General features: G+C 61.6%; 25 protein-coding genes. 18 read left to right on the top strand and 7 right to left on the bottom strand.

Annotation, left to right across the window (positions count from 1 at the left end; translation table 11 throughout):
* Positions 1-32 precede the first annotated feature (32 nt).
* Positions 33-1,247, bottom strand: a complete 1,215-nt coding sequence (locus tag RCI06_RS07275; protein WP_306575314.1) for a hypothetical protein — start codon at positions 1,245-1,247, stop codon at positions 33-35.
* A 296-nt stretch (positions 1,248-1,543) separates the two neighbouring features.
* On the opposite strand from RCI06_RS07275, the gene ychF reads away from it, so the two are divergent.
* Positions 1,544-2,641: a redox-regulated ATPase YchF gene (ychF, locus tag RCI06_RS07270; protein WP_256152731.1), complete on the top strand. Its 1,098-nt coding sequence runs from the start codon at positions 1,544-1,546 to the stop codon at positions 2,639-2,641.
* Positions 2,641-3,324 carry a hypothetical protein gene (locus RCI06_RS07265; protein ID WP_306575310.1) on the top strand — a complete coding sequence of 228 codons (684 nt, stop codon included), beginning with the start codon at positions 2,641-2,643 and terminating at the stop codon, positions 3,322-3,324. The genes ychF and RCI06_RS07265 overlap by 1 nt, the downstream gene beginning before the upstream one ends.
* Positions 3,325-3,548: 224 nt before the next feature.
* Here the strand turns inward: RCI06_RS07265 and RCI06_RS07260 are convergent, their stop codons facing one another.
* The 4 genes from RCI06_RS07260 to RCI06_RS07245 form a co-directional block, all read right to left on the bottom strand.
* Positions 3,549-4,196, bottom strand: a complete 648-nt coding sequence (locus RCI06_RS07260) for a redox-sensing transcriptional repressor Rex (RefSeq protein WP_101552443.1) — start codon at positions 4,194-4,196, stop codon at positions 3,549-3,551.
* A 30-nt stretch (positions 4,197-4,226) separates the two neighbouring features.
* On the bottom strand, positions 4,227-5,411 hold the full coding sequence (locus RCI06_RS07255) for an isocitrate/isopropylmalate family dehydrogenase (RefSeq protein WP_121587360.1): 1,185 nt from the start codon (positions 5,409-5,411) through the stop codon (positions 4,227-4,229).
* Between the two features lie 111 nt (positions 5,412-5,522).
* Positions 5,523-5,828, bottom strand: coding sequence for a sigma-70 family RNA polymerase sigma factor (locus RCI06_RS07250; protein WP_306575307.1), 306 nt, complete (start codon positions 5,826-5,828; stop codon positions 5,523-5,525).
* A 14-nt stretch (positions 5,829-5,842) separates the two neighbouring features.
* Positions 5,843-6,040 (bottom strand): hypothetical protein, encoded by a 198-nt coding sequence (locus tag RCI06_RS07245; protein WP_101552449.1) that lies wholly within the window; start codon positions 6,038-6,040, stop codon positions 5,843-5,845.
* Positions 6,041-6,200: 160 nt separating this feature from the next.
* On the opposite strand from RCI06_RS07245, the gene RCI06_RS07240 reads away from it, so the two are divergent.
* Entirely contained in the window at positions 6,201-6,593 is a 393-nt protein-coding gene (locus tag RCI06_RS07240; protein ID WP_158595686.1) for a helix-turn-helix domain-containing protein, read from the top strand.
* 10 nt (positions 6,594-6,603) lie between these two features.
* Entirely contained in the window at positions 6,604-7,041 is a 438-nt protein-coding gene (locus RCI06_RS07235; RefSeq protein ID WP_101552453.1) for an ImmA/IrrE family metallo-endopeptidase, read from the top strand.
* 39 nt (positions 7,042-7,080) lie between these two features.
* Here the strand turns inward: RCI06_RS07235 and rsmA are convergent, their stop codons facing one another.
* Positions 7,081-7,941: a 16S rRNA (adenine(1518)-N(6)/adenine(1519)-N(6))-dimethyltransferase RsmA gene (gene rsmA, locus RCI06_RS07230; protein WP_306575304.1), complete on the bottom strand. Its 861-nt coding sequence runs from the start codon at positions 7,939-7,941 to the stop codon at positions 7,081-7,083.
* Between the two features lie 154 nt (positions 7,942-8,095).
* Between rsmA and RCI06_RS07225 the strand changes: the two genes are divergently transcribed.
* From RCI06_RS07225 to RCI06_RS07215, 3 genes are read left to right on the top strand one after another with little or no spacing between them, the layout of a single operon-like run.
* Positions 8,096-8,587, top strand: coding sequence for a dCMP deaminase family protein (locus RCI06_RS07225; RefSeq protein ID WP_101552458.1), 492 nt, complete (start codon positions 8,096-8,098; stop codon positions 8,585-8,587).
* 22 nt (positions 8,588-8,609) lie between these two features.
* On the top strand, positions 8,610-9,050 hold the full coding sequence (locus RCI06_RS07220) for a hypothetical protein (RefSeq protein WP_276871643.1): 441 nt from the start codon (positions 8,610-8,612) through the stop codon (positions 9,048-9,050).
* A 12-nt stretch (positions 9,051-9,062) separates the two neighbouring features.
* Positions 9,063-9,545 carry a gamma carbonic anhydrase family protein gene (locus RCI06_RS07215; protein WP_276871644.1) on the top strand — a complete coding sequence of 161 codons (483 nt, stop codon included), beginning with the start codon at positions 9,063-9,065 and terminating at the stop codon, positions 9,543-9,545.
* A gap of 46 nt (positions 9,546-9,591) precedes the next feature.
* Here RCI06_RS07215 and RCI06_RS07210 read toward each other — a convergent pair whose 3' ends face one another.
* Positions 9,592-10,863: a PucR family transcriptional regulator ligand-binding domain-containing protein gene (locus RCI06_RS07210; RefSeq protein ID WP_101552462.1), complete on the bottom strand. Its 1,272-nt coding sequence runs from the start codon at positions 10,861-10,863 to the stop codon at positions 9,592-9,594.
* Positions 10,864-11,162: 299 nt separating this feature from the next.
* Between RCI06_RS07210 and RCI06_RS07205 the strand changes: the two genes are divergently transcribed.
* From RCI06_RS07205 to RCI06_RS07155, 11 genes are all read left to right on the top strand, one after another.
* Positions 11,163-12,554 carry an APC family permease gene (locus RCI06_RS07205; RefSeq protein ID WP_306575300.1) on the top strand — a complete coding sequence of 464 codons (1,392 nt, stop codon included), beginning with the start codon at positions 11,163-11,165 and terminating at the stop codon, positions 12,552-12,554.
* Positions 12,555-12,659: 105 nt separating this feature from the next.
* Positions 12,660-13,847, top strand: a complete 1,188-nt coding sequence (locus RCI06_RS07200; RefSeq protein WP_306575297.1) for an MFS transporter — start codon at positions 12,660-12,662, stop codon at positions 13,845-13,847.
* Between the two features lie 18 nt (positions 13,848-13,865).
* Complete coding sequence (locus tag RCI06_RS07195) at positions 13,866-14,951, top strand: ABC transporter ATP-binding protein (RefSeq protein WP_101552469.1); 1,086 nt, start codon at positions 13,866-13,868, stop codon at positions 14,949-14,951.
* Positions 14,952-15,029: 78 nt separating this feature from the next.
* The gene (locus tag RCI06_RS07190; RefSeq protein ID WP_306575294.1) at positions 15,030-16,169 is read left to right on the top strand and encodes an extracellular solute-binding protein; all 1,140 of its coding nucleotides are present in this window, start codon (positions 15,030-15,032) and stop codon (positions 16,167-16,169) included.
* An 84-nt stretch (positions 16,170-16,253) separates the two neighbouring features.
* On the top strand, positions 16,254-17,153 hold the full coding sequence (locus RCI06_RS07185) for an ABC transporter permease (protein WP_306575292.1): 900 nt from the start codon (positions 16,254-16,256) through the stop codon (positions 17,151-17,153).
* Between the two features lie 10 nt (positions 17,154-17,163).
* Positions 17,164-17,985, top strand: a complete 822-nt coding sequence (locus tag RCI06_RS07180; protein ID WP_101552476.1) for an ABC transporter permease — start codon at positions 17,164-17,166, stop codon at positions 17,983-17,985.
* Positions 17,969-18,973, top strand: a complete 1,005-nt coding sequence (locus RCI06_RS07175) for a dihydroxyacetone kinase subunit DhaK (RefSeq protein WP_306575289.1) — start codon at positions 17,969-17,971, stop codon at positions 18,971-18,973. Before RCI06_RS07180 ends, RCI06_RS07175 begins: the two co-directional genes overlap by 17 nt.
* 18 nt (positions 18,974-18,991) lie before the next feature.
* Complete coding sequence (locus RCI06_RS07170; protein ID WP_302822744.1) at positions 18,992-20,392, top strand: class II aldolase/adducin family protein; 1,401 nt, start codon at positions 18,992-18,994, stop codon at positions 20,390-20,392.
* Positions 20,393-20,437: 45 nt separating this feature from the next.
* Positions 20,438-21,955 (top strand): FGGY-family carbohydrate kinase, encoded by a 1,518-nt coding sequence (locus RCI06_RS07165; protein ID WP_306575285.1) that lies wholly within the window; start codon positions 20,438-20,440, stop codon positions 21,953-21,955.
* A 25-nt stretch (positions 21,956-21,980) separates the two neighbouring features.
* Positions 21,981-22,640 (top strand): hypothetical protein, encoded by a 660-nt coding sequence (locus RCI06_RS07160; protein WP_276871661.1) that lies wholly within the window; start codon positions 21,981-21,983, stop codon positions 22,638-22,640.
* Between the two features lie 33 nt (positions 22,641-22,673).
* Complete coding sequence (locus RCI06_RS07155) at positions 22,674-23,501, top strand: TIM barrel protein (RefSeq protein WP_101552486.1); 828 nt, start codon at positions 22,674-22,676, stop codon at positions 23,499-23,501.
* Positions 23,502-23,689: the final 188 nt, after the last annotated feature.

Genomic DNA, 23,689 nt, shown 5'->3' with positions numbered 1-23,689 from the left:
ACGCGCCCGCCCTTCCGGCGGCCCGGTTCCGCTTATTTCGCAAAGGAGGGGAGGATCGCCTTGGCGGGAGCCGCGGGCGCCTCTTCCGCGGGGGCTTCCTCCGCCGTCTCCGCGGGGGCCTCGGCCGCTTCCCCAGCGGCCGCCGGCTTCTCCGCGATGATGTAGGTGCCGAGCTCGCGGGTCTTCAGCTCAAAGACCCAGTCGCCGTCGTCCGTCTCGTGGATCCTCCCCTTGCCGGTGATGTCCACAAGCGCGCCGTCCACCACCTGGTAGACCACGATCGAATCCTCGCCGACCGACAGCTCCCCATCCTCATTGAGGAAGGGGATGCGCAGCCTGAGGGAGGCGCGGCTCGTCGAAGCGATCTTCGGATTGCCGATAAAATCAAAGAGGTAGGCGTCCTGGTCCGCAAAATATTCCGCGTACTCCTGGTCGTCCCATTTGGTGGTCATCTTTGGGAAAAACTTCTTCGCGTCGTCGTCGCTCGTGAAGTTGAGCCACGCCAGCGTGTCCTTTTCGTCCTCCCAGGTGATCTCGTTGTCCTCATTCTTCTGAGGCTTCACAACCACGCCGCCGTCGCCCGCCTTGAAATCCGCGTCCGCGCTGCGTTCGCCGTTGCCCATGAAAAATTTCAGGCCCATCGTCATTTTGGAGCCCGGCGCGTAGACCCCCTGCGCGAGGTCCTTAAAAGCCACGTCCCCTTCGGAAGCCCCGTTGAGCTCCTCCAGCGTGTCAAAACCGTAGTGGCCCTTTACGCCGTTTCCGGGCTCCCCGTCTTCAGCCGATATGGAGTCGACCAGATAGCGCTTGGCCGTAAAGGTGACCGACGGCGTCAGCTTGAACTCGTCGCCGCTGAAATCCTGCGCGAGCTCGATTTTAAGCGCGTGGCAGCGCCAGCCGCGGGCCTCGAATTTCTTCTCCACAAAGCTGATTTTTTTGATCATTTTGGCGTTGTTGTCGCCCTTGTCGAACTTCACCTTGTAGTTGTCCCTGTCGCCGTACCACGCCCCGACCTCGTCGGGGTCGTCCGGGTTCTCCCCGGCGAAGATGCGGAAGGGCAGATAGACGGTGCTGTCCGGCGGGATCAGGTCATTCGGACCGTAATAGATTCCATCGCCGTCACATAATACCCCCGCGTCAAAGCCGGTCAGCGAAAGATCGATCTTCTCCGCGTCCGCCGCAAAGGCGGTCACGCCGAGCGGCAGGGCCAGCGCGAGCGCGAGGACCAGCGCCAACAGTTTTTTCATTCCGGTTGCCTCCTCATACTTATTCATCATTATACACACCGGATAATCCAACCGTCATTTTACACAAAAATGTGGGCGGCTATCCAAACAATAGTATAGCCGCCGTCCGTCCGTCCGTCCTGTCAACCCGGCTTTTTGGGGGTGTTTTTGCGGTTTTCTTTGTGCATCTTTTTGGCTCCGGTTTTTTCATATACGTTTTTTGCATGAATATCCGCCGCCCACAGCCGGGCGAAACCGCTTGCGCGCCGCGCGTTTTTCCTGTATAATGAGCAGTTGTAAGATCGGAGGAATCAGCCATGAAATTAGGCATCGTCGGGCTGCCGAACGTCGGCAAGTCCACCCTGTTCAACGCGATCACCAACGCGGGCGCGCAGTCCGCGAACTATCCCTTCTGCACCATCGAGCCGAACGTCGGCATGGTCGCCGTGCCGGACGAGCGCCTCGACGTGCTCGCCAAAATGTACGACCCGGACAAATACACCCCCGCCGTCATCGAATTCGTCGATATCGCCGGGCTGGTGCGCGGCGCGTCCAAGGGGGAGGGGCTGGGCAACAAGTTCCTTTCCCACATCCGCGAGGTGGACGCGATCGTGCATGTGGTGCGCTGCTTCGAGGACAACGAGATCATCCATGTCGACGGGGAGATCGGCCCCCGGCGGGATATCGAGACGATCAATCTCGAGCTCATCTTTTCTGACATCGACATCGTCGACCGCAAGATCGACCGCGCCCTCAAGGCCGCCAAGGGAGGCGACAAAACGCTCGCCGCGCAGGCGGACGTGCTGGGGCGGCTCAAGGCCCACCTCGAGGAGGGGAAATCCGCCCGCAGCTTCGTGTGCGACGCGGAGGAGCGCGCCGCGCTCGAGGACATGCCCCTGCTCTCCGACAAGCCGGTCATCTACGCCGCCAACATGAGCGAGGCGGATTTCACCGGCGGCATCGAACAGAACCGCTTTTACCATGAGGTGGAGGAGATCGCGGCGGCGGAGCACGCCGAGGTGCTGCCCATCTGCGCCCGGATCGAGGAGGAGATCGCCGACATGTCCGCCGAGGACAAGCTGCTCTTCCTCGAGGAGATGGGGCTGCATGAGTCGGGCCTCGACCGCCTCATCAAAAAGAGCTACGCCCTGCTCGGGCTGATCTCCTACCTCACCGCCGGCAAGCAGGAGGTGCGCGCGTGGACGATCACGCGCGGCACCAAGGCCCCGCAGGCCGCCGGGAAGATCCATTCCGATTTTGAAAAGGGCTTCATCCGCGCCGAAGTCGTCGCGTACGACGACCTCATCGCCTGCGGCTCGATGGCCGCCGCCAAGGAGAAGGGCCTTGTCCGCTCGGAGGGCAAGGAATACGTCATGCAGGACGGCGACGTCGTCCTCTTCCGCTTCAACGTCTGATGAGGCGGGCGCTGGTCCTGTGCGGCGCGCTCGCGCTCGCCGCGCTGCTCTTTTTGTTCCTGCGGCCGCACCCGGAGCGCGCCGCCTTCCTGCCCGAGGCGCAGAACGACTTCGTCCTGGGCGTGGTCGGCCTGCCCGGCGGCGCGCCCGCCCCGGAAAGCGCATCCCCCGTTGACGGGGTCCCCTCCCGGGCGGAAGTGGTCCCCGCGGAATCCTCCGCGGCTTCCGAGGCCGGGTCCGCCGAGGCCGAATCCGGCGAACCGGAAAATACCGCCCCGCTTCCCGAAGCCGCCGCGCTCCCCGCCGGGGAACGCAGCGTGGACGCCCGTCCCGAGCGGGAGAGCTACCCTGTTGGGACCGGCGAGATCGCGCTCGTCGTCACCAACCGGACGGAAAACGACCTCATCTACACCCACTGGTTCGACTTCCGGCGGGTGGAGGGGGACGCCGTCGTGCCGCTCACCCCGCGCGCGGGGCTGATGGCAAACCCCGACGACGTGAACGCCGAACGGGTGCTGCACGGGGGTGAGACCGTCACGATTACGCTGCCCATCGACCTCTTCGACGAGCCGTTGCCGCCGGGCACCTACCGCGCGGCGCAGTTGAGCTGCTTCGCGGATACCGGCGGGCAGGCGCTCGCCTGCTCGGAGATCACCGCGGACTTCGTTATCGCGGAAAGCTGAAGAGCAGGCCGGGGCGCCGCCCCGCCGCCTTTTGAAAAAGGCGGGCGAAAATCTTTGCTTTTGGCTTTCTCACGGCGCCCCCCTTTGCGGGGGACGCGGCCGGCCTGCGCCAAACGTTCTTTGCCCCCTTTCTTTCAAGAAAGGGGGCTGACGGCTTCCGGAGGAAACCGGACAAAAGAAGGCCCCCGCCGCAAGGCGGGGGCCTTCTTATTTTCGCCTCCCCGTCATTCATCCTCGGGGTAGGCGGCGTTGATTTGGTAGCAGAGGGTCATGAGGCTGTCGCCCAGGTGGACGTTCTCGACGACCGCACCCTCAAAGTCGAGGGAGAGGTCGTAATGGGAGAAGTTCCAGAAGCAGTTGACGCCGAGCTTCATGAGCCGCTGGGCGGTCTCGAAGGCGACCTCCTTAGGGATACAGAGGATGGCGGCCCGCGGGGACTGCTCCTTGCAGAACGCCTCGAGCCCCGCCATGTCCTGCACGGTCAGGCTGCTCACCTTCTGGCCGATCACGCGGGGGCTGTCGTCAAAGATCCCGACGAGCTTGAAGCCGCTGCTCTCGAAATCCATGTGGCGCGCGATCGTGCGGCCGAGGTTGCCCGCGCCGATGAGAACCATGGGGGTATGCTTGTTGAGACCCATGATATTGCCGATCTCCTTGTGGAGCGCGGCCACATTGTAGCCGTAGCCCTGCTGCCCGAAGCCGCCGAAGCAGTTGAGATCCTGGCGGATCTGGGACGCGGTCAGCTGCATCAGGGAGGCCAGCTCGCGCGAGGAGATACGGGTGACGTCGCGGCTGAGCAGGTCGCCGAGGAACCGGTAGTACCTGGGCAGCCGCTTGATAACGGATAGGGAAACACCCTCGTGTTTCGGCATATGCAAAACCTCTCGATCCAGAATTCCCGGTTACAGCCGTGCGATGGTGTCCATCACATAGTTGCCGAATTCCTCGCAGGTGCAGCCGGTGTCGCGGCCGGTGACCGCGAGCTTCTTTTCCTCGTACATACAGATGTCCAGCGCCCGTTCGAGCTTATCCGCCTCGGCCTGGTAGCCGATGTGGCTCAGGAGCAGCACCGCCGCCCGCAGCATCGAGCAGGGATCGGCGTATTTGCCGCGGCCCTCGGCGATCATGCGCGGGGCGGAGCCGTGGATCGCCTCGAACATCGCGTAGCGCTTGCCGAGGTTCGCGCTGCCCGCGGTGCCGACGCCGCCCTGGAATTCGGCGGCCTCGTCGGTGATGATGTCGCCGTAGAGATTGGGCAGCACGAACACCTGGAAGTCGCGGCGGCGCTTGGGGTCGATCAGCTTGGCGGTGGTGATGTCGATGTACCAGTCGTCGGTCGTGATGCCGGGGTACTCCTCGCCGATCTTCTGGCAGAGCTTCAGGAACTTGCCGTCGGTCGTCTTGACGACGTTCGCCTTGGTGATGATCGACACGCGGCTCTTGTGGTTCTTTTTCGCGTAGTCATAGGCGAGCCGCGCGATCCGCTCGGTGCCCTCGGTGGTGGTCACGACGAAGTCGAACGCCACGTCCTCGTCCACGTTGAGGCCGCAGGAGCCGATCGCATAGGCGCCCTCGGTGTTCTCCCGGAAGAAGGTCCAGTCGATCCCCTCGCTCGGCACCTTGACGGGGCGCACGTTGGCGAACAGGTCGAGCTCCTTGCGCATCGCGACGTTGGCGCTCTCGACGTTGGGCCACGGGTCGCCCGCGCGCGGAGTCGTCGTGGGGCCCTTGAGGATGACGTGGCATTTTTTGAGCTCGGCGAGCACGTCGTCGGGGATCGCCTTGCCCTGCGCCGCGCGGTTCTCGATCGTCAGCCCGTCGATCGTGCGGAACTCCACCTTGCCCGCCCCGACCTCGTCCGCCAGCAGGTGCCGGAGCACCCGCGCGGCCTCGTTCGTGATGATGGGGCCGATGCCGTCGCCCCCGCACACGCCGATGACGATGGTGTCGAGCTTCCCGTAGTCGGTAAACTCCTTCTGCGCCTTGATGCGCTCGTTGCGCGCGAGCTGCGCTTCCACGAGCGCCGCGAACTTTTCAGCGGCGGCTTTGACTTTCTGGTCCAATCGCGTTTCCTCCCATATTTTCATTTCCCCCGCGCGCTCTCACGCCGGACGGTCTGTCTATATATGATAATTTTATAACAGACTTACCCCATTGTCAATGAACGATGGAAAGAAATCCGGTCGCCTCCCCCGCTTTTACGAGGGGAACAGCCCCGCCTCGCTGCACATCTCGACCTGGGCGCGCAGCGTGCGCTTGGCGGCCGCGAGCCTGCGGCTCACGGTGGAGGGGTGCACCCCGAGCTCCAGGGCGATCGCCGGGATGTTGCGCCCCCCGAAAAAATAGAGCGCGACGACCTGCCGCTGCTTGGGCGGCAGGTGGCGCACGGCGCTGCGCAGGAACCGCGCGTACCGTGCGCGCGCGGGTGCGTTGTCGGCGCACTGCGGCGCGGCGATCCGCTCGAAATCCTGGAGGGAAAAGGTGCTTTCACATACGTCAAACATGTGCCCCGCCCCCCTCAGTCATAATAGTGGCGCAGGTAGTCCATGACCACGCGCAGGTCGTACAGTTCGGCGTAGAGCGCGTCGATCCGCCGCTGCGCGGCGAACGCCTCCTCGCCGCGCGCCGTCTGCGCGAACACCCTCAGCTCCCGCAGGCGCTCCTGCAGGCGGTCGGCCGCCGTCCGGTACTCCTCCGACAAAGCGGTTAAATCCATTCAATTCCTCCTTGTGATTTTACAAATCGTGTGATTTTTGCTTCCTATCTTAAGAGTACCACACGAAATGTGTATTCACAAGAAAAATTCGCACAATTTGCAATATTTTGTTGACGAAATACACGAAATGTGTTATTATCAGGACAGTGAGGTGACCGGAATGCTGGCTAACAGGCTGCGGGCCCTGCGCAGGGCCAAGGGGCTGACCCAACAGGAACTGGCGGGCGCGCTGGAAATTTCCGCGAGCGCGGTGGGCATGTACGAGCAGGGACGGCGGGAGCCGGACAACGAGACGCTGACCAAATTCTGCCGGTTCTTCGGCGTGCCGAGCGACTACCTGCTGCTCGACGGGGCGGAAAGCCCCGCCGGACCGCCCGAGCTCGGGGAGTTCCTCGAGGATTTCCGGCGCAGGCTGCTCGCCCAGGAGGGGCTGATGTTCAACGGCGTGCCCCTCACCGAGGAGGAGATCACCCAGGTCGTCAGCGCGATCGAGGTGGGCGCGTCGGTCGCCGTCAACAAGCTGGGCCGCAAAAGCGGCGGAAAGGACGTCTGAGCAGGACAGCATGGAACGCATCAAGGAACTGGCGCGCCAGCTCGCCGAGCGGTTCGGCACCGCCGACCCGTTCGCGCTCTGCGCCGCGCTCGACATCACGGTCCTGCCCGTCGGGCTGCCTCCCGGCGTCAGGGGCTTTTACGGATGCGCGCACGGGGCGCGCATCCTCTACCTCAACGGCGCGCTCGAGGAAAACGAGCGCCGGACGGTGTGCGCCCACGAGCTGGGGCACGCCCTGCTGCACGAGGGGCACAACGCCCTCTTCCTGCGGGAGCGCACCGACTTCGTCATGGAGCGCTACGAGCGGGAGGCCGACCTCTTCGCGGGGTACCTGCTGCTCGACGGCGAGACGGTGGAGGAGTGCCTGCGCAACGGCTGGACCTCCGAGCAGGCGGCGGCGTTCACCGGGCTGCCCGCCCATATCGTCGAATACTGCATGACCCACTAGGCAATCAAAAACGGGGCGCCTCCGGCGCCCCGTTTTTGATTACGCCTCCTCCGCCAGCGCGCGGCTGACGGCGGCGAACTGTTCCAGCGTGAGCTGCTCGGCGCGCGCCCCCGCGGGCACCCCCGCCCGCTCGAGCAGGGCCGCGGCGCGCTCCTTGGGAAGCGGCAGGCCCGCCGAAAGGCAGTTGAGCAGCGTCTTGCGCCGCATCGAAAAGGCGGCGCGCACCACCCGGAAGAAGGTTTTTTCGTCCCCCGGGTCGACGGGCGGCTCCCGGCGGATGTCCAGCCGGATGACGGCGGAATCCACGTCGGGCGAGGGCAAAAATGACCCGCGCGAAACGGGAAAGAGCACCTTCGGCTCGCTGTAGTAACGCACGGCGCAGGACACCGCGCCCGCCTCCCGCGTGCCGGGGAGGGCGCACAGCCGCTGGGCCGCCTCCTTCTGCACCATGACGGTCACCGATTCGATGGGCAGGCGCTGTTCGAGCAGGCCCATCACAATCGGGGAGGTGATGTAGTAGGGCAGGTTCGCGCAGACGACCACCCGCAGGCCGCCGAGCTTTTCCGCGATGAGCGCGCGCAGGTCGACCTTCATGACGTCCGCGTTGACGATCTCGACATTTTGGAACCCGGCAAGCGTTTCCGCGAGCACGGGGAGCAGCCGTCCGTCGATCTCGACGCAGACGACCCTGTCCGCGCGGCGGGCCAGCTCGGCGGTCAGCACCCCGACTCCCGCGCCGATCTCGATCACGCCCACGCCCGGTCCCGCGCCGCCCTGCTCCGCCATGCGCGGGCAGACGGTGGGGTTGACCAGGAAATTCTGCCCCAGCGCCTTGGAGAAGCGGAAGCCGTGCCGCGCGAGCAGGTCCCGGATGACACCGATATTCGAGAGGTTTTCCACGGCGTTTCCCTCCTTTCCGCCGACGCGGCGGATTTCCGCACGGCCCGTGAAATTTTTACCGATTGTTGCACAGCCCGGCAAACTATAGTAGAATATTCTGAAAGGACGACCGCCCTTTCACCGAATGGTATCATTATAAAGGATGTGAACCGATATGACAAGACGCGATAAGATCAACTACTACCTCGACATCGCCGAGACCGTCGCCGAGCGCGGCACCTGCCTGCGGCGCAACTTCGGCGCGATCATCGTCAAAAATGACCAGATCGTCTCCACCGGCTATGTCGGCGCGCCGCGCGGCCGCCAGAACTGCTCCGACCTGGGCTACTGCACCCGCGACCGCATGGGTGTCCCGCGCGGGCAGCGCTATGAGCTCTGCCGTTCGGTCCACGCCGAAATGAACGCGATCATCCACGCCGCCCGCGTGGACATGCTCGGCTCCACCCTCTACCTCGTCGGCCGGGAGGTGGCCTCGGGCGAATATGTCCAGAACGCCTTCCCCTGCTCGATGTGCACCCGCCTGATCATCAACGCGGGCATCTCGACCGTCATCGTGCGGGACGACAAGGAAAATTTCCGCGTCATCAACGTTGCCGACGAATGGATCGTCAATGACGAGACGCTGCGCGGAGAAAGCAACTACTGAACGTCATAAGGGGGACTCCGCCGTGAACAGACATAACCGCATCGACCTCTCGGGACGGCGCGGGGGCAACAGCCTCCCGCTCTGCCTGCTGCTCGCGCTCGCGCCCGCACTGATCGGGTGCTTCCCCGCCGTCTCCTACCCGCTCGAGCAGCAGATGAAGCGCGCCTTCCTCGTGTGGCCCGCCCTCTGCTGGCAGTTCTTCACCATGCTCGCCGTCGCCGCCTACCTCACGGCGGCGGCCGTCCTCTGCGCCCGCGCGCGTTCCTCCGGCGCCTGCGCCGGGGCCGCCGCGGCCGGGCTTGCTCTCCTGCCGGCCCTCGGGCTCACGGTCGGCGCCTATCCGGGCGGCGGCCTTACCCTGCGGCTCGTCATGCTGTTCGAGCGGCAGCCGGTCGGCATCGCCTTCCTCGGGCAGATCATCCTGGCCGTTTATCTGCTCGCGCGCTGGCTGCGCTACCGATAGGGGGGCGCGCGGATGAAACAGCCTGAACTGAGCCCCTCCGCCCGCGTCTTCCCAGGCGCGGTCGTGCGCGGGGAAGTCACCGCCGGGGCGGAAAGCAGCATCTGGTACAACGCGGTCGTCCGCGGCGACATCGAGCGGATCTCAATCGGCGCACGCACCAACATCCAGGACTGCTGCGTCGTTCACGCGGACGCGGGGTTCCCCGTCGCGGTGGGCGACGGCGTCACCGTCGGGCACGGCGCGATCCTCCACGGCTGCACGGTCGGGGACAACACGCTGATCGGCATGGGCGCGATCGTCTTAAACGGCGCGAGGATCGGGAAAAACTGCCTGATCGCCGCCGGCGCGCTCGTCCCGCAGGGGGTGGAAATCCCCGACGGCTCCCTCGCGCTCGGCCAGCCCGCGCGGGTGATGCGCCCGCTCATGCCCTCCGAAATCGAACATAACGCCGCCTCTGCCGCGCAATACGCGGCGCTTGCCGCAGAAGCAGAATAACCGCCCCGTTTTCCGGCGGGGCTTCCGCAAAAAAACGAGCGGTTCGCTAAATTGCGAACCGCTCGTTTTTTATTTTATGCTTTATTTCAATCTCCGGAATGTCAGGCGGCGGCGCCAGCACCCTGCCGATCATAAAGCCCATCTTGATTCGGAACTGTTCATGCAAATCGTTGATGTTGACGCCCAAAAGGGTCTTGATTTTGTCCAAGCGGTACTTCAACGTGTTCTCATGGATGTAAAGGACATGCGCCGTCGGCGCCAGCTTCGCATTGTTGTTCAAATAACATTCCAACGTCCTCATCAATTCGGTGTGGTTGCTGCTGTCGTATTCAAGCAGCGCATGGAAAAGGTTGTTGTAATAATTTTGCAGTACGGAGGACTCCCGCACGGAAAGGAGAAGAGAATACAATCCGATGTTCTCGTAATACATCACCGGGAAATCCGGCTTTTCGATCCGCAGCACCTTCAACGCCTGCTGCGCAGTCTGGTAACTCTTGAGAAGATTCTCCATCCCCTCGAACGCCCTTCCCACGCCGATTTCCAGTGTCAGCTTCGGGTACCTTCCCGACATAACGGTGATCACATAGGACAGAATCTGATCCAGGTAGCGGTACCGCTGATCGCACTTTGCCAGAAATATGATCCGGTCTTTTTTGTTGGTCAGCAGTTTGGTGACCCCGTACTCCTCGAAGGACGTCCCGACCAAATCCCAAAGGTAGTTTTTGACGTTATAGCTGTTGTAATCACGCGCCGCTTCCGAAAAATCGGCGTTGATGATCCCAATGCTGTATTTGTCGTTCGGCTCCATCCCATACCGCGCAAGCCGCGGAAGCAGATTTTCCTCCCCGCCGATGTCCCCAAAAAGAAGGTCGTTCATAAACGCGTTGATGGATTCCTCCTCCAGGGAGGAGTCGATGATCGCCGCCCCGATATCCTTGGTAAACTCCACCAGCTTGGTCTCCCACGGGACTTCAAAGAGCGGCAGGTGGAGGTCATCCGCAAGCGCCACCGCCTCCGGAGGCAGTTTCGGGATATACCTTCCCGTGTTCACCACGATGCCCGCCACAAACTTGTCGTTGCAGCGCTGGATAAACCTCAGCAGCTCCTGCGTGACGTTCTCCTTGAGGTTACTGCCGGTTATGATGACGAGCTCATCGCCGATGAGCCAGTCAAGCGTCATGCTGATATTTTCCATTGCCTCGGCGACATAGACCCAACGGACCACCCTGTCCAAACCCTCGGCCCCGCTGAGGAGCCTGAGGTTCCGAATGGTAGGAATCGTTAGAATCTCTCGGCATTGAAAACTCACTGACAACATCCCCTTTCGTGACACAGTTCCATTATAAGCGGCGCCACACACTCACCGCATGTCCGAACGAGATAGTTTTATTCGTCGACTCGAGCCATACCAATCACCGGATATTTATGATTTAATAATCCCAAAGAAAAATATTTGTCTGTTTTGCATGACTTTTATAAACTTATTTTCATTTTTTAAGTTATTCTTCTTATTTTACAGTTTATATGTGTGAGCAGTTTAAATCAAGTGTTTCTTTTCTGGCAAAAAGTGGCTCGGTGAGTAGGGTCCTGTCATCCGGCCGTGCAAGGGGTGGGAAAATGAAGCCTAAGGTATGGACTGATTCCGGGAACGGGCTGCACGCCGCATTGAACAAGCTGGATGTCATCCTCCTCACCTTTGGGGCCATGCTCGGCTGGGGCTGGGTGATCCTAACCGGGGAATGGATTCTGTCCGCGGGCGCCTTCGGCGCGGCGGCTGCTTTCGTCCTGGGAGGTATCTTTGTCTCCTTCGTCAGCCTTGTCTATGCGGAGCTTTCCTCCGCCATGCCGAACAGCCTTGGGGTCATCGGCTTTTGCAGGCGCGCTTTCGGGACACGGATCTCCTTCCTCTGCGGATGGGCGGTCATCCTCACCTTTCTCTCCGTCATCTCCTTCGAAACCGTCGCCTTCCCCAACGTTTTCGCCTACCTCTTTCCCGATATCCTTTCGGGCTACCTTTACAGCGCCGCCGGTTTTGAGATCCATGCTCCCTGGCTGCTGATCGGCGTCGGAAGCTCTCTGTTGATTTGCGCCGTCAACTACCGGGGGGTCCGAACAGCGGCCCTCTTACAGACGGTCCTGATGGCCGTCATCCTTCTTGCGGGGATTCTGCTGGCGGGCGGCACGGTCGTCAACGGGAAACCGGAAAATCTTTTTCCCCTCTTTTCAAACGGCCCGCACGGGGTTCTGACCGTCGTCGTCATGACGCCTTTCATCTACAGCGGCTTTGACGTCATTCCCCATGCCGCGGAGGAGATGAATATCCCGCCGCGCAAAATCGGCCAGCTGCTGGTTTTATCCGTCGGGCTTGCCGTCATATGGTATGTCTCCATCATCCTCTGCGTCAGTTGCACGCTCAGCAGGCAGCAGATCGCGTCGAGCGCGCTTCCCACCGCCGACGCGATGGCGGCTGCTTTCGGCGGCAACACCGCTGCGTCCAGACTCCTAGTCGCCGGCGGAGTGGCCGGAATCGTAACCTGCTGGAACGCCTTTTATATCGGCGCCAGCCGTACGGTCTATGCCATGTCCCGTGAGGGTCTGCTCCCCGCCTGGTTTGGAAAAATCCATCCAAAGTACCGAACCCCTTCACGCGCCATCCTTTTGATCATGGTGCTCACCACCGCCGCTCCGTTTTTCGGCGCGACCGTACTGAAATGGGCGGCCAACGCGGGCAGCTTCGCCACCGTCGTCACCTATCTTTTGGTCTCGGTTTCCTATTTGAGGCTACGCCGGCGGGAACCCGATATGCCCCGTCCCTATTCGGCGGCGCGGTGGCGGCTCGCAGGGGGCGGTTCCCTTCTGCTCAGCGCCGTCATGCTTGCGGCTTATCTCCCGGGCTCCCCCGCATCGCTCAGCTGGCCCTATGAATGGGTGATTGTCGGCGGGTGGGCGGTTTTAGGGCTCCTGTTTTACCTTTCCTCCCCCCGGCGGAAGGCCTCCCGTCCCCGGTGACTCCTGAAAGCTTTCCGGCTTGTGGGGGCGAGACAAAATCTTTTGTCAGCGGGCCACATAGTAACCCAATATGGATTGTGTTTAAATGGGATTGGGGAGCGTTTCATGATTCGGATGATGACCGCCGCGCTGCTGCTCAACACCGATATGGGCATTTATTTTTTCGTCCTGCCCTACCTTTCCTCCGGGCTGGGGATGTCCCAATCCGAAATTGGATTGCTGACGGCGGTCCACTCGGTCTGCTACATCGCCGTCACCTGCCTGAGCGGGATGTGCCGGAACCATCTCTGCGGAGCCTTCGCGGCGCGTTGGTCGATTCTTTTGGCCGCGGCCGTATACCTGATAAGCGCTCTTTGTCCCACCCACCCGCTCCTCTATCCGTTGGTGCTTTTGCACGGTCTTTGCCAAGGGACGTTCTGGCCGGAATTCTGGGCCTTTCATGCCGCCCGCGGCGGGAACGGCGAAGACACGGGACTTCTGTGCAACAGCTTTATCTGGATCACCATGACGTCGGTCGCCGCGCCCGTGCTGGCGGGCTTCCTGTATCCCCTGCTGGGGCGCTGTCTGCTCCTGCTTGCGGCGGCCATGCTGCTGCCGTCGGTCGTCTGTCCGCCTCCCATTTCTCCGAAAGCGGCCGGCAGGGCCGCCGTATCGACCGGTGGCGACGGAAGCGGAGAGGACCGCGGTTCCCCATGGGCGGACCTCTGCCGGTCCGAACAACGGATTTTGCTTTTTTCCGGTTTGGGTGGAATCTGCGCGGCCGGGCTGGCCGAAGGGGCCTTCCGCGCGACAGGCGCCTTTTTTGTACGCCGGGCCGGGTTCGGCGCCAGTTTCTGGGGCGTGCTGCTGGGCATCCGGCTCTTTGCGCAAATGGCGGTCGCCACCGCGTTAAAGCGATCCGGTCCCGAGCAGTTGGCCAAACTCCGGACCGCTCTGATCATCGCCCTGTCGGAAGGGGCGCTCTGCCTCTGTTTTCTATTGCTCGGGAATGCGGGACGGGCCTGGACCATGGGGATCGGAATGGCCCTCGTGGGAACCGTGGCGGGGTTCCTGCATTTCACCGCGCTGCGGATCGGGGTCTTCGCCTCCCGGCCGGGAGGAAGGAATTACGGCGGCGCCGCCGAATGCCTGCTTGGGCTGGGAACCTTTCTCGGTTCGCTGTTCAGCGGCTTTTACGGGACAGAACGGTACGGGAATCCTTTTCTGCCCGTAATCCTGTCGGCAGCGCTGCTTTCGGCGGCAGTCACCGCAATTTTGGGGAACCACATCGTTCGAAAAAACTTGCAGATTTGATTCGCGGGAGGGATTTGAATGGATGCGATGCTCGTATTGGACGGGCTCACCAAAAAGTATCAGGAGGTTGTGGCGGTAAAGGACCTTTCTCTTGAGTTGCACGAGGGGGAGTTCCTGACGATTCTCGGCCCCAGCGGGTCGGGCAAAACCACCACGCTGAAAATGGTCGCAGGGCTGGAGACCCCCACCAGCGGCATGATTTCGGTAAACGAGCGCGACATAACGTTTCTGCCGCCCAATGAACGGGGGTTGGGCATGGTGTTCCAGAATTACGCGCTGTTCCCACATATGAGGATCAAAGACAACGTCGCTTTCCCCCTCCATATGAAGAAGCCACGGCTTCCGGAGGCGGAGATCGGGCGGATGGTCGCGGAAATCCTCCAGCTTGTCCAGCTTGACGGATATCAGGACCGGTATCCCTCCCAACTCTCCGGCGGCCAGCAGCAGCGCGTCGCCCTCGCCCGCGCGCTCGTGTTCCATCCGCCGATCGTCCTGATGGACGAACCGCTCGGCGCCCTGGACAAAAAGCTGCGTTCGGCCATGCAGCTTGAAATCAAGCGGATCCAGCAAAAGCTGAATATTACGACGATCTATGTCACGCACGACCAGGAGGAGGCCCTCACCCTTTCCGACCGCATCGCAATCATGCGGGATGGGGAAATCGCCCAGCTGGACACGGCGAAGAACATCTACGAGCATCCCAACAGTTCCTTTATCGCCGACTTTATCGGGGAGTCAAACTTTGTACCGGTCGAAATAGCCGGTCAGGAGGGGGAGGAACTGATCCTGCGGATCAAGTCCGAGCAGGGTTCCCTCATCCGCTGCCCCAGGCGCGGCGCCCAGCCCAAACCGACGGACGATCTGAAATTCGTCATCAGGCCGGAGAAGGTCGCGATCGGCAGGGACCTCGGGCCGGAGGCGAAGCTTCGCGGGCAGGTGGCGCAGGTCATCTACCTTGGCGAAACGGTAAAATACATCATTTCAATCGACGGCAGCTACCACTTCTCCGCAAAGGAACAGACTATGGATATCCGTTCCCATTTTTCGGTGGGGGATCTCATCGACCTGACATGGAACAGTGAAAACAGCCAGCTCCTCTCCTGACGGACGTTGGATCCATCGGCCGGACGGCCGCTGCATATTCGATACAAACCAGAATGCTGAGAGAAAGAGGCGAAAAAAATGAAACGATTGACAGCGTTACTTCTGTGCGTGGTATTGGGCGTCTCTCTGATGGCGTGCGGGGCGGAGCCTGCCGCGCCCGCCGCCGACGCGGTGATCCCGGATGCGGCTCCGGCCCCCGCCGAGTCCGGTGCGCAGCCGGAAAGCGGCGGTAAGATCTTCGAGGGAAAAGAGATTACCGTCGGCGTCTGGGGCGGGAATTTTGCCAATAACATCCAGACCTGTTTTGTCGATCCTTTCGTAGAGGACACCGGAGCCACTGTGATCCTCGAAGAATACGGCAACGACTTGAGCGCAAAGATCCGCGCCCAGTACGAGCAGGATGTCCCCGGTTACGACCTCGTCTCCGGCCTTGGCACAACCGACACCCTGTGGGTGTGCGCCGAGGCGGGCGCGCTGCAGCCGATCGACTACAGCAGGCTGAAATCCGCCGATAACATTATGGAAGACGTGAAGTACGAGTACGGCATCGGCGCTTACGCCAGCTCGATCCATCCCGTCTACCTCGCCGACAAATTCCCCAACGGCGGCCCGACAAATGCGGTGGAATACTTCGATCTGGAGAAATTCCCCGGCAACCGCTCGATGATCAGCTATGTCCCCACCCAGACCTTCGAACTCGCCCTGCTGGGCGACGGGGTCGCGCGGGAAGACCTGTATCCGCTGGACATCGACCGCGCTCTGAAGAGCCTCGACCGGATCAAGGGCTCCATCACCAAATGGTGGGGCTCGGGGGCGGACATCATGCAGGCGCTCAACGACGGGGAGGTCGACGCCGGATATTTCTGGCCGGGCTACGCCTATAAGGTCAAGGATTCGGGCGTCAACGTCGAGGTCGGCTTCGACGACGTGCTGATGAACGTCGACGCGTGGTCAATCCCCACAAACGCGCGCAACGTCGACGTGGTCTACGCCTTCCTCGATTACTGCTGCGACCCTGAGCTGGCCGCCAAATTCTCCATCCAGTCGGGTTACGGCCCCGTTATCACGACCGCGTTCGACTATATGACAGAGGAACAGGCCAACCGAATGGCGACTTCCCCGCAAAATATCGACGGCGCGATCTGGGTCAATGTGGAATGGTGGGAACAGAACTTCAAGGAAGCGGAGCGGCGTTATCTCGAATGGCTCGCGGGCTGACGCATCGGTCCTTTAATCAAGCATCCGCCCCGCCGGCTCCCCCGCGCGGACGCCGGCGGCGGATGTCCCTTGGGAGGGATGACCATGACATTTTCGCAGAACGCAGGGTCCGGAAGGCAGCGGGAGGGTGCTTCCCTCCCCCGGAGGAGGAGCCCCTGGATCTCCTCTTTTGCGATGATCCTGCCCTCGCTGATCCTTTTGATGATCTTCTATTTTTATCCCATGATGAAACTGCTGCCCCAAAGTATTTATGAGGATCACGCCTTTACCCTGCAGTATTTCCAGCATATCTTTTCCGAGCCGGTCTACATCAAAACGCTGCTTCGCACCATCTGGCTATGTTTGGCCACCACGGCGATCAATTTTATCCTCGGGTACCCGGTGGCGTATCTTCTCTCCATCGTAAAGTCCAAGACCGCCGGCGCAATCATGACGATCATCCTGCTTTCGCTCTGGACCAGCCTGTTGGTTCGGACCTACTCCTGGATGGTGATCCTGCAGCGCACGGGGGTCGTCAACAGCTTCCTGCTCGCGCTGGGCATCATCAGCGAGCCGGTCCAGATCATGTACACGCCGGCAGCCGTCCTGATCGGCATGGTGCATATCCTGCTGCCCTACATGATTCTTCCGATCTACAGCGTGCTGCGCAGCATCGACAAAAACCTGAGCCTGGCGGCCATGTCGCTGGGCGCTTCCAGGACGAAAGCCTTCCTGCGCGTCACCCTGCCGCTGAGTGTCCCCGGGATCGCCTCCGGGATTTTACTGGTATTCATCCAGTCGCTCGGTTTCTACGTCACCCCCATGCTTCTCGGCGGCGCGCAGACGCTGGTCGCCTCAGGGCTCATCGACCGGCAGATGTTTACGTTCCTGGATTGGTCGTTCGGCTCCGCCCTCGGCGTGATCCTCCTGTTGATCACGGTCCTGTTCCTCGGGGTTTTCGACCGCTTTTTCGGAATGGATTCCCTGCAAAAACGGCTTGTCTAGGAGGTGCCTCATGCGGACGCGAATTTCAAGGTTCGACCGGCGGCCGGTCTGGCTGTATATCGTCTGCGGACTGGTCCTGTTTTTTTTGATCATGCCGGTGCTCATCATCATCCCCATGTCCTTCGGCGGTTCGGATTTCCTGGAGTTCCCGCCCAGCAGCTTTTCCCTGCGCTGGTACCGGGATTTCTTCTCCAACCCCAAATGGCTGAACGCGGCGTGGAACAGCCTGCGGATCGCGGTCTGTACCATGGTGCTGGCCTGCACGCTTGGAATCTCCGCGGCGTTGGGGATCACCAGCAAGACCATGAAAAAGGGCGGCAAGGTCTTCAATGTCATCCTGCTGCTCCCCATGATCCTGCCCTCGATCATCGTGGCGATTTCCATGTACATGGTCTACGGGCAGTGGAAGCTCATCGGCACTTACACGGGCATGGTTCTGGCGCATACCTGTCTTGCGATCCCAATGGTGGTGACCTTGACGGCGGCCTCCCTGTACGGTGTGGATTCAAACCTGTACGACGCGGCAAGGAGCCTGGGCGCGACCCATTTCACGGCGGTGCGCAAAATCGTGCTTCCGCTCATCAGGCCCGCGATCCTCACCAGCATGCTGTTCGCCTTCGTCACCTCGTTCGACGAATCCGTGGTATCGGTTTTCATCGCCCGCAGGAACACCGCCACGCTACCCAAACTGATGTTCGACAGCTTGAAGTACGAGGTCAGCCCGGCGATTTCGGCCATCTCGTCCCTGCTGATCTTTGCAACGCTCGCCGTGTTCTGCCTGCGGTTCGTCATCAACGCCAAAAAGGAGGCTGCGCATGAAAAAGTTCATTAACGCCCCCGAGGCCTACGTCGACGAGATGATGGAGGGCATCGTCGCAGCCCACCACGATACGGTCGAATGCCTCAATGGGAACCTGCGGTGCTATGTCAAAAGGAACCGCGAAAAACAGAAGGTCTGCATCGTCACCGGCGGCGGGACCGGGCATCTCCCGCTCTTCCTCGGGTATGTCGGGGACGGGATGCTCGACGGCTGTGCGGTCGGCGGCGTCTTCCAATCCCCCGGCGCGGACGACATCTATGCGGTCACCAAAGCCGTCGACCGTGGGATGGGCGTGCTCTACCTGATCGGGAATTATACCGGCGATCTCATGAATTTTGGGATCGCCGCGGAGCTCGCGGAAATGGACGGTATCAAGGTAAGGACGCTGGCAGGCACCGACGACGCCGCATCCGCCCCGCTGGACGAGGCCCACAAACGCCGCGGCGTCGCGGGAATCTTTTTCGTCTACAAGGCCGCGGGCGCGATGGCGGACGCGGGCGGTTCCCTCGACGAGGTGTGCCGCGTCGCCGAAAAGGCCAACCGGAACGTCCACACCGTCGGCGTGGCCGCCTCCCCCTGCGTGATCCCCGAAGTCGGCCGTCCCTCCTTCGAAATCGGGGAGGGCGAGATGGAGTTCGGCATGGGCATCCACGGCGAACCGGGAATTCTGCGCCAACCGCTGCGCCCGGTGGAGGAAATCGTCTCCGACATGCTCGCCCTCATTCTGGGCGAAATGGACGCCGCTCCCGGAGACGAGGTCTCCGTTCTGGTGAACGGGCTGGGGGCCACCTCACTGGAGGAACTCTACATCGCGTTCCGCAGCGTCGCCGCGATCCTGGAGGACAAGGGGATTTCGATCTTTTCCTCCTATGTGGGGGAATTCGCCACTTCCATGGAAATGTCCGGGTTTTCCCTCTCCCTTTTGAAACTGGACGGGGAGCTGAAAGAATTGCTGCGCCGGGAGGCGCATACGCCCTTTTTTACCCAGAACGCCGGCTAGCTGCCCATTGGAGGAACTATGATCGAATTCACAAAGAAGCACGCGGTCGATGCAATGAAACGCGTCTATGCGCTTATGAAGGAAAACCGGGATTCCCTGATCGAACTGGACAGTAAAATCGGGGACGGAGATCTCGGACTGACGATGGTCCGCGGATTTTCCGCGGCCGCCGACACTGCCGAGAGCATCGCCGATTCCGATCTCGGCATGTTTTTTACGAAGGTCGGCCTCTCCATCATCCGGGCGGCTCCCTCCACGATGGGGACGCTGCTCGGTTCCGCCCTGCTCGGCGCGGGGAAAGCCCTATCCGGCCGCGAACAGCTCGACGGGACAGGCTTCGCCCTGCTTTTCCGCAGTATGGCGGAAGCCGCGGCCGAACGGGGAAACGCCGGAGAGGGAGAAAAGACGCTGCTGGACGTGCTTTTCCCGGCCGCCCGCGCCGTGGAGGGGTGCGACAGCCCGGACATCTGGAAGCGCGCGCAGGCCGGGCTGACGCAGGCAAAAATCAGCCTGGAAAACACACGCGCGCTGATGAGCCAGCACGGAAAAGCCGCCGTATTCCGGGAAAAAACAATCGGCCTGGCCGATCCGGGCGCGGCGGCCGCCTGCCTGCTCATCGAGGGGATCGTCACGGCATGCAAACCGGCCGGAGTCGGCCTACAAAGACAGGAGGGTCAAAAATTGGATCGGGAAAAAGTTTATCAGATGTATCGGGAACTGGCCGCGCGTGAAACGGCGTATCGGGAGGAACAGTCGGAAAACGACCGCAGGCTCGGAATTAAGGATCTGTACCGGGAGGAGGCCGCGCGTGGGACCCGGATGCTTTACGAGCTTGGGTTCTCCCCCTCCGGCGACAACGGGGACATCAGCGTTCGCGATCCGGAAACGGGACTGGTGTATATCTCCGCCTCGCCGATCGAAATCGGCTACAAAAATCTTGGCGAATACCACGCCTGCGACATGGCCGTCGTGGACATGGAAGGCAACCGCATGACCACCTGGTCCCGCCCCACCATCGAGATGCCGATGCATCTTGCGATCCTTCGGGCCCGTCCCGACGTCAACGCGGTGGTGCATACCCACGCCGCCTGGTCCTCCGTCTTCGCCATCTGCGGCAAAAACATCCCCTTCGTGCTTGCCGAGCAATACGCGCACCTCGGCGCCGGCGAGGTCGTCTGCGCCGGATACGGCAAAGCGGGTTCCGACGAGCTGGGGGAGGAAATCGTCAGCGCGCTCGGCAAAAACAACGCCGTCCTCATGCGCAACCACGGCGCGGTAACGGTCGGGCGCACCCTCGACGAAGCGTTTACCAACGCCCGTTTCCTCGAATGCATCGCCCAGAAGGCGCTGTTCGCCACCCTGCTCGGCGGCCTCCAGACCGTCAACCCCGAGGATGTCGCGGAGGAGTGGGCGAAGTAAGCCGCCCTTTTCAGAAAATTTGTCTGTGATCGGGGGATTCCTGAAATGAAATACCTGCTCGGCGTGGACCTCGGGACCACCGCGGTCAAGGTCGGCCTGTTCGATTCCCAGGCCCGGAAGATCTGCTCCTCCACGCAGGAGTACCGGCTCATCACCGAATCTCATTTCGTGGTGGAGCAGGAGGTGTCCGTCTATTGGGATGCCTTCAAGGCCGGCCTGCGGGAGGTTTTGGCGGAGTCGCGCCTGTCCGGCCGGGAAATTCTCGCCCTGAGCGTCTCCGCGCAGGGGGAAACCATGGTGTTCCTCGATGAAGCCGGGCGGCCGCTCTCCCGCGCCATCGTCTGGATGGACAACCGCGCGCAGGAGGAGGCCCGGTTCCTCGCGGGCCGCTTCGACCCGGATGAAATCCACCGCGCCACTGGGCAGACCGACGTGATCCCGCTTTCTCCCGGCTGCAAGGTGCTGTGGTTCAAACGCAACCGTCCCGCGCTCTTTGAACGCCTCGGCAAAATCCTGCTGCTGGAGGACTGGTTCTTTTTCCGTCTATGCGGAGAGACCTTCGGCGAGGGTTCCCTCTGGTGCTCCACCCATATGTGGGACATCCGCACCAGGGACTATTGGGAGCCCATGCTGCGGGAGCTGGGCGTGCGGCGGGAGCAGCTTCCAAAAATCGTAGAGTCGGGCACGCCGCTCCCGGCAATCCTGCCGGAGGTCGCCGCCGAGCTCGGGCTTTCGGAAGAGATCCTTCTCGTCATGGGCGGTCTGGATCAGTCGTGCGGCGCGCTGGGCGTGGGAAACGCCCGGCCGGGCATCCTGTCGGAAAGCACTGGGGCTGCCATGGTCGTCTGCACCCTGACCGAGCGCCCCGCCATCGATCCGCACCGCAGGCTCTCCTGCTTTTACACGGCGATTCCCGGCATGTACATGATCCATGGCTTCTCAAGCGGCGGAATCGCTCTGAAATGGCTGCGCGACGCCCTGTGCGCGGAGGAGTCCGCCGTGGGGCGGCTGCTCGGCCGGAGCGCCTATGCGCTCATGGACATGGAGGCCGCGGCCATCCCGCCAGGAAGCGAGGGGTTGACGGTGCTGCCTCATTTCCAGGGGGCCGGTCCGCCCGACACCGATATCGCCGCAAAATGCCTGATCTACGGTCTCGGTCTCAATCACACCAAGGCGCACATCATTCGCGCCTACCTTGAGGCGGTCGCGGCCTCTCTCTGCCGCATCGTGGAAGCTGTGGAGGAGATGGGGATTCCCGTGACGGAAATCCGGTCGCTCAGCGGCGGTGCGCAAAGCCCCCTTTGGTGCCAAATCAAGGCGGACATGCTCGGCAGGCCCCTGTTGACCATGCAGAACACCGAGGACGCCGCCTGCCTGGGGGCCGCGCTTCTGGCGGGCGCCGGCGCGAAGCTGTGGCCCTCCGTGCAGGAGATTTCCCTGCGGATCGCCCGGGAACGGGAACGGTATCTGCCCGCCCCGGAAAACCGCGCCCCCTACGACGACCTGCTCAGGCGATACAAGCTGCTTACCGCGCAGCTCCGGGGGATCACCTCCCAGCTGTAAGGAAAGAAGGAAGGAAGACGACGCAATGGAAGGTCCGCATTTAACCGTCATGCTCACACACCACGACATCACCGTGCCCAACGCCATGGACATTTTTCTCGAGGCAAAAGACGCCCCCGCAGACTTTTGGGGATTCAAGGACATCGGTCTGCCTGAGCGGGAAATGCGCGAGCTTGTCCAGTGTATGAAGCGTGAAGGGAAAACCGTCTTTTTGGAATCCCTCGCCTATACCGAGGAAGAGGGGCTGCAAAGCGCCCGGCTCGCAATCAACTGCGGTTTCGACTATTTTACGGGGACGAACTTTTTCCCGAAAATCCAGCAGCTCGCCTCTGAGAACGGTCTGCGTTACCTCCCCTTCGTGGGCAAACGGAGGGATCACCGGCTCTATGGGGAAATCGACGAGATCATTGCCCACGCACGGGAAGTCAGTGCGCAGGGCGTATACGGCATCAACCTGTCCGGCTTCCGCTATGTCGGCGACGCGCCCGCACTGATCACCGGGCTGGTGCACGCGATGGACAAGCCCGTCAGCATCGTCGGGAGCATCGACAGCTATGAGCGGCTGGACCTGATCAAAAAAGCCGGCCCGTGGACGTTCACCGTCGGCGGCGCGTTTTTCGAGGGGAAGTTCGGCGGGACCTTTTCCGAACAGATCGAAGCCGTCGTCTCCTATCTGAAAAAATAAGAGCCGGCCCGTCCGGCTGCGGAGGAAATCACCATGAAGATCGCAACGACATCCCCGCTCTTTGCCAGGCATCCTCTGGAAAAGGCCTTTCAAATCGCCTCCTCGCTGGGGTATGACGGAATCGAGCTGTGGGGCGGGCGCCCGCATGCATATGCGTACGACATGACGCCCGAACGGATCGATCAGATCCTGCGCCTCAAGGAGCGTTACCGGGTCGATATCCCCATCTATCTGCCTGAAGTCACCAGCTACCCCTACAACGTCTCCTCTCCCGATCCCGTGGAACGGGAGGAAACCGTCGTCTACCTCAAAAGAGGTCTGGAGGTCGCCCGGGCGCTTGGCATTCCACGTGTTTTGATCAACAGCGGACACGCCGGCTTTGGCACGACCCGGCGGGAAAACATGAAGAACATCCGCAGCGTCTTTCTTCCGGTCGTCGCGCACGCGGAGAAGGTCGGCGTCGATATCATCATCGAGGCGTTGACCCCCATGGAGAGCAACACCATCTTTTTGCTGGACGACCTGGTGGAGCTGATCGAGGATCTGAACAGCGACCGCGTGAAATCCATGCTTGACACCGTCACCCCCCTCATCAACTACGAGCCCTATTATGAACACTTTGAAAAGCTGGGCGACAAGCTCGACTATATCCACTTTGTGGACAGCAACGGCATCGACCAGACCCACATGGGGATCGGCACCGGCGTATTGGACATGCGGGAGCTTTTGGATCTGATCCGTCGCTACCACTATGATGGCTGGCTGAGCATTGAGCTTCTGTCCTGTGGGGCGCGGGAGCCCGAAATTTATGCGGGCCGCGAAATCCGCGCCCTCCGCCGGCTTCTGTCAGAATTGGAGTAGTATCCCGGGCCTTCGTTTGCAGATATGCATAACCACATCCCCGGCCGCCGCGCAAACGCGCGGCGGCTTCTTTTTTTCGCGCTTGTTCGTTTGACATTCTGCCCTGTAATGTTATAATAAAGTTGTATGTTTTGCCGCATTTTCCGATGAAGAACGGTCAATGCTACAGTCGTTACCATTCTGAAGGA

It is taken from the genome of Anaerotruncus massiliensis (ex Togo et al. 2026) (assembly GCF_030825285.1).
In the GTDB taxonomy this organism is placed as follows: Bacteria; Bacillota; Clostridia; order Oscillospirales; family Ruminococcaceae; genus Anaerotruncus; species Anaerotruncus massiliensis.
Note: the sequence above shows the minus strand (reverse complement) of the source record. Positions and strands in the feature narration are given on the sequence as shown.

Excerpts from the sequence above, each read along its gene's own strand:
- RCI06_RS07245 (WP_101552449.1), bottom strand. The coding sequence starts at position 6,040 with ATGGATTTAACCGCTTTGTCGGAGGAGTACCGGACGGCGGCCGACCGC.
- RCI06_RS07155 (WP_101552486.1), top strand. The coding sequence starts at position 22,674 with ATGAAGATCGCAACGACATCCCCGCTCTTTGCCAGGCATCCTCTGGAA.
- RCI06_RS07165 (WP_306575285.1), top strand. The coding sequence starts at position 20,438 with ATGAAATACCTGCTCGGCGTGGACCTCGGGACCACCGCGGTCAAGGTC.
- RCI06_RS07215 (WP_276871644.1), top strand. The coding sequence starts at position 9,063 with ATGAAACAGCCTGAACTGAGCCCCTCCGCCCGCGTCTTCCCAGGCGCG.
- RCI06_RS07175 (WP_306575289.1), top strand. The coding sequence starts at position 17,969 with ATGAAAAAGTTCATTAACGCCCCCGAGGCCTACGTCGACGAGATGATG.
- RCI06_RS07200 (WP_306575297.1), top strand. The coding sequence starts at position 12,660 with ATGATTCGGATGATGACCGCCGCGCTGCTGCTCAACACCGATATGGGC.
- RCI06_RS07265 (WP_306575310.1), top strand. The coding sequence starts at position 2,641 with ATGAGGCGGGCGCTGGTCCTGTGCGGCGCGCTCGCGCTCGCCGCGCTG.
- RCI06_RS07185 (WP_306575292.1), top strand. The coding sequence starts at position 16,254 with ATGACATTTTCGCAGAACGCAGGGTCCGGAAGGCAGCGGGAGGGTGCT.
- RCI06_RS07180 (WP_101552476.1), top strand. The coding sequence starts at position 17,164 with ATGCGGACGCGAATTTCAAGGTTCGACCGGCGGCCGGTCTGGCTGTAT.
- RCI06_RS07205 (WP_306575300.1), top strand. The coding sequence starts at position 11,163 with ATGAAGCCTAAGGTATGGACTGATTCCGGGAACGGGCTGCACGCCGCA.
- RCI06_RS07160 (WP_276871661.1), top strand. The coding sequence starts at position 21,981 with ATGGAAGGTCCGCATTTAACCGTCATGCTCACACACCACGACATCACC.
- ychF (WP_256152731.1), top strand. The coding sequence starts at position 1,544 with ATGAAATTAGGCATCGTCGGGCTGCCGAACGTCGGCAAGTCCACCCTG.
- RCI06_RS07195 (WP_101552469.1), top strand. The coding sequence starts at position 13,866 with ATGGATGCGATGCTCGTATTGGACGGGCTCACCAAAAAGTATCAGGAG.
- RCI06_RS07225 (WP_101552458.1), top strand. The coding sequence starts at position 8,096 with ATGACAAGACGCGATAAGATCAACTACTACCTCGACATCGCCGAGACC.
- RCI06_RS07190 (WP_306575294.1), top strand. The coding sequence starts at position 15,030 with ATGAAACGATTGACAGCGTTACTTCTGTGCGTGGTATTGGGCGTCTCT.
- RCI06_RS07250 (WP_306575307.1), bottom strand. The coding sequence starts at position 5,828 with ATGTTTGACGTATGTGAAAGCACCTTTTCCCTCCAGGATTTCGAGCGG.
- RCI06_RS07260 (WP_101552443.1), bottom strand. The coding sequence starts at position 4,196 with ATGCCGAAACACGAGGGTGTTTCCCTATCCGTTATCAAGCGGCTGCCC.
- RCI06_RS07275 (WP_306575314.1), bottom strand. The coding sequence starts at position 1,247 with ATGAAAAAACTGTTGGCGCTGGTCCTCGCGCTCGCGCTGGCCCTGCCG.
- RCI06_RS07255 (WP_121587360.1), bottom strand. The coding sequence starts at position 5,411 with ATGAAAATATGGGAGGAAACGCGATTGGACCAGAAAGTCAAAGCCGCC.
- RCI06_RS07210 (WP_101552462.1), bottom strand. The coding sequence starts at position 10,863 with ATGTTGTCAGTGAGTTTTCAATGCCGAGAGATTCTAACGATTCCTACC.
- RCI06_RS07235 (WP_101552453.1), top strand. The coding sequence starts at position 6,604 with ATGGAACGCATCAAGGAACTGGCGCGCCAGCTCGCCGAGCGGTTCGGC.
- RCI06_RS07240 (WP_158595686.1), top strand. The coding sequence starts at position 6,201 with ATGCTGGCTAACAGGCTGCGGGCCCTGCGCAGGGCCAAGGGGCTGACC.
- RCI06_RS07170 (WP_302822744.1), top strand. The coding sequence starts at position 18,992 with ATGATCGAATTCACAAAGAAGCACGCGGTCGATGCAATGAAACGCGTC.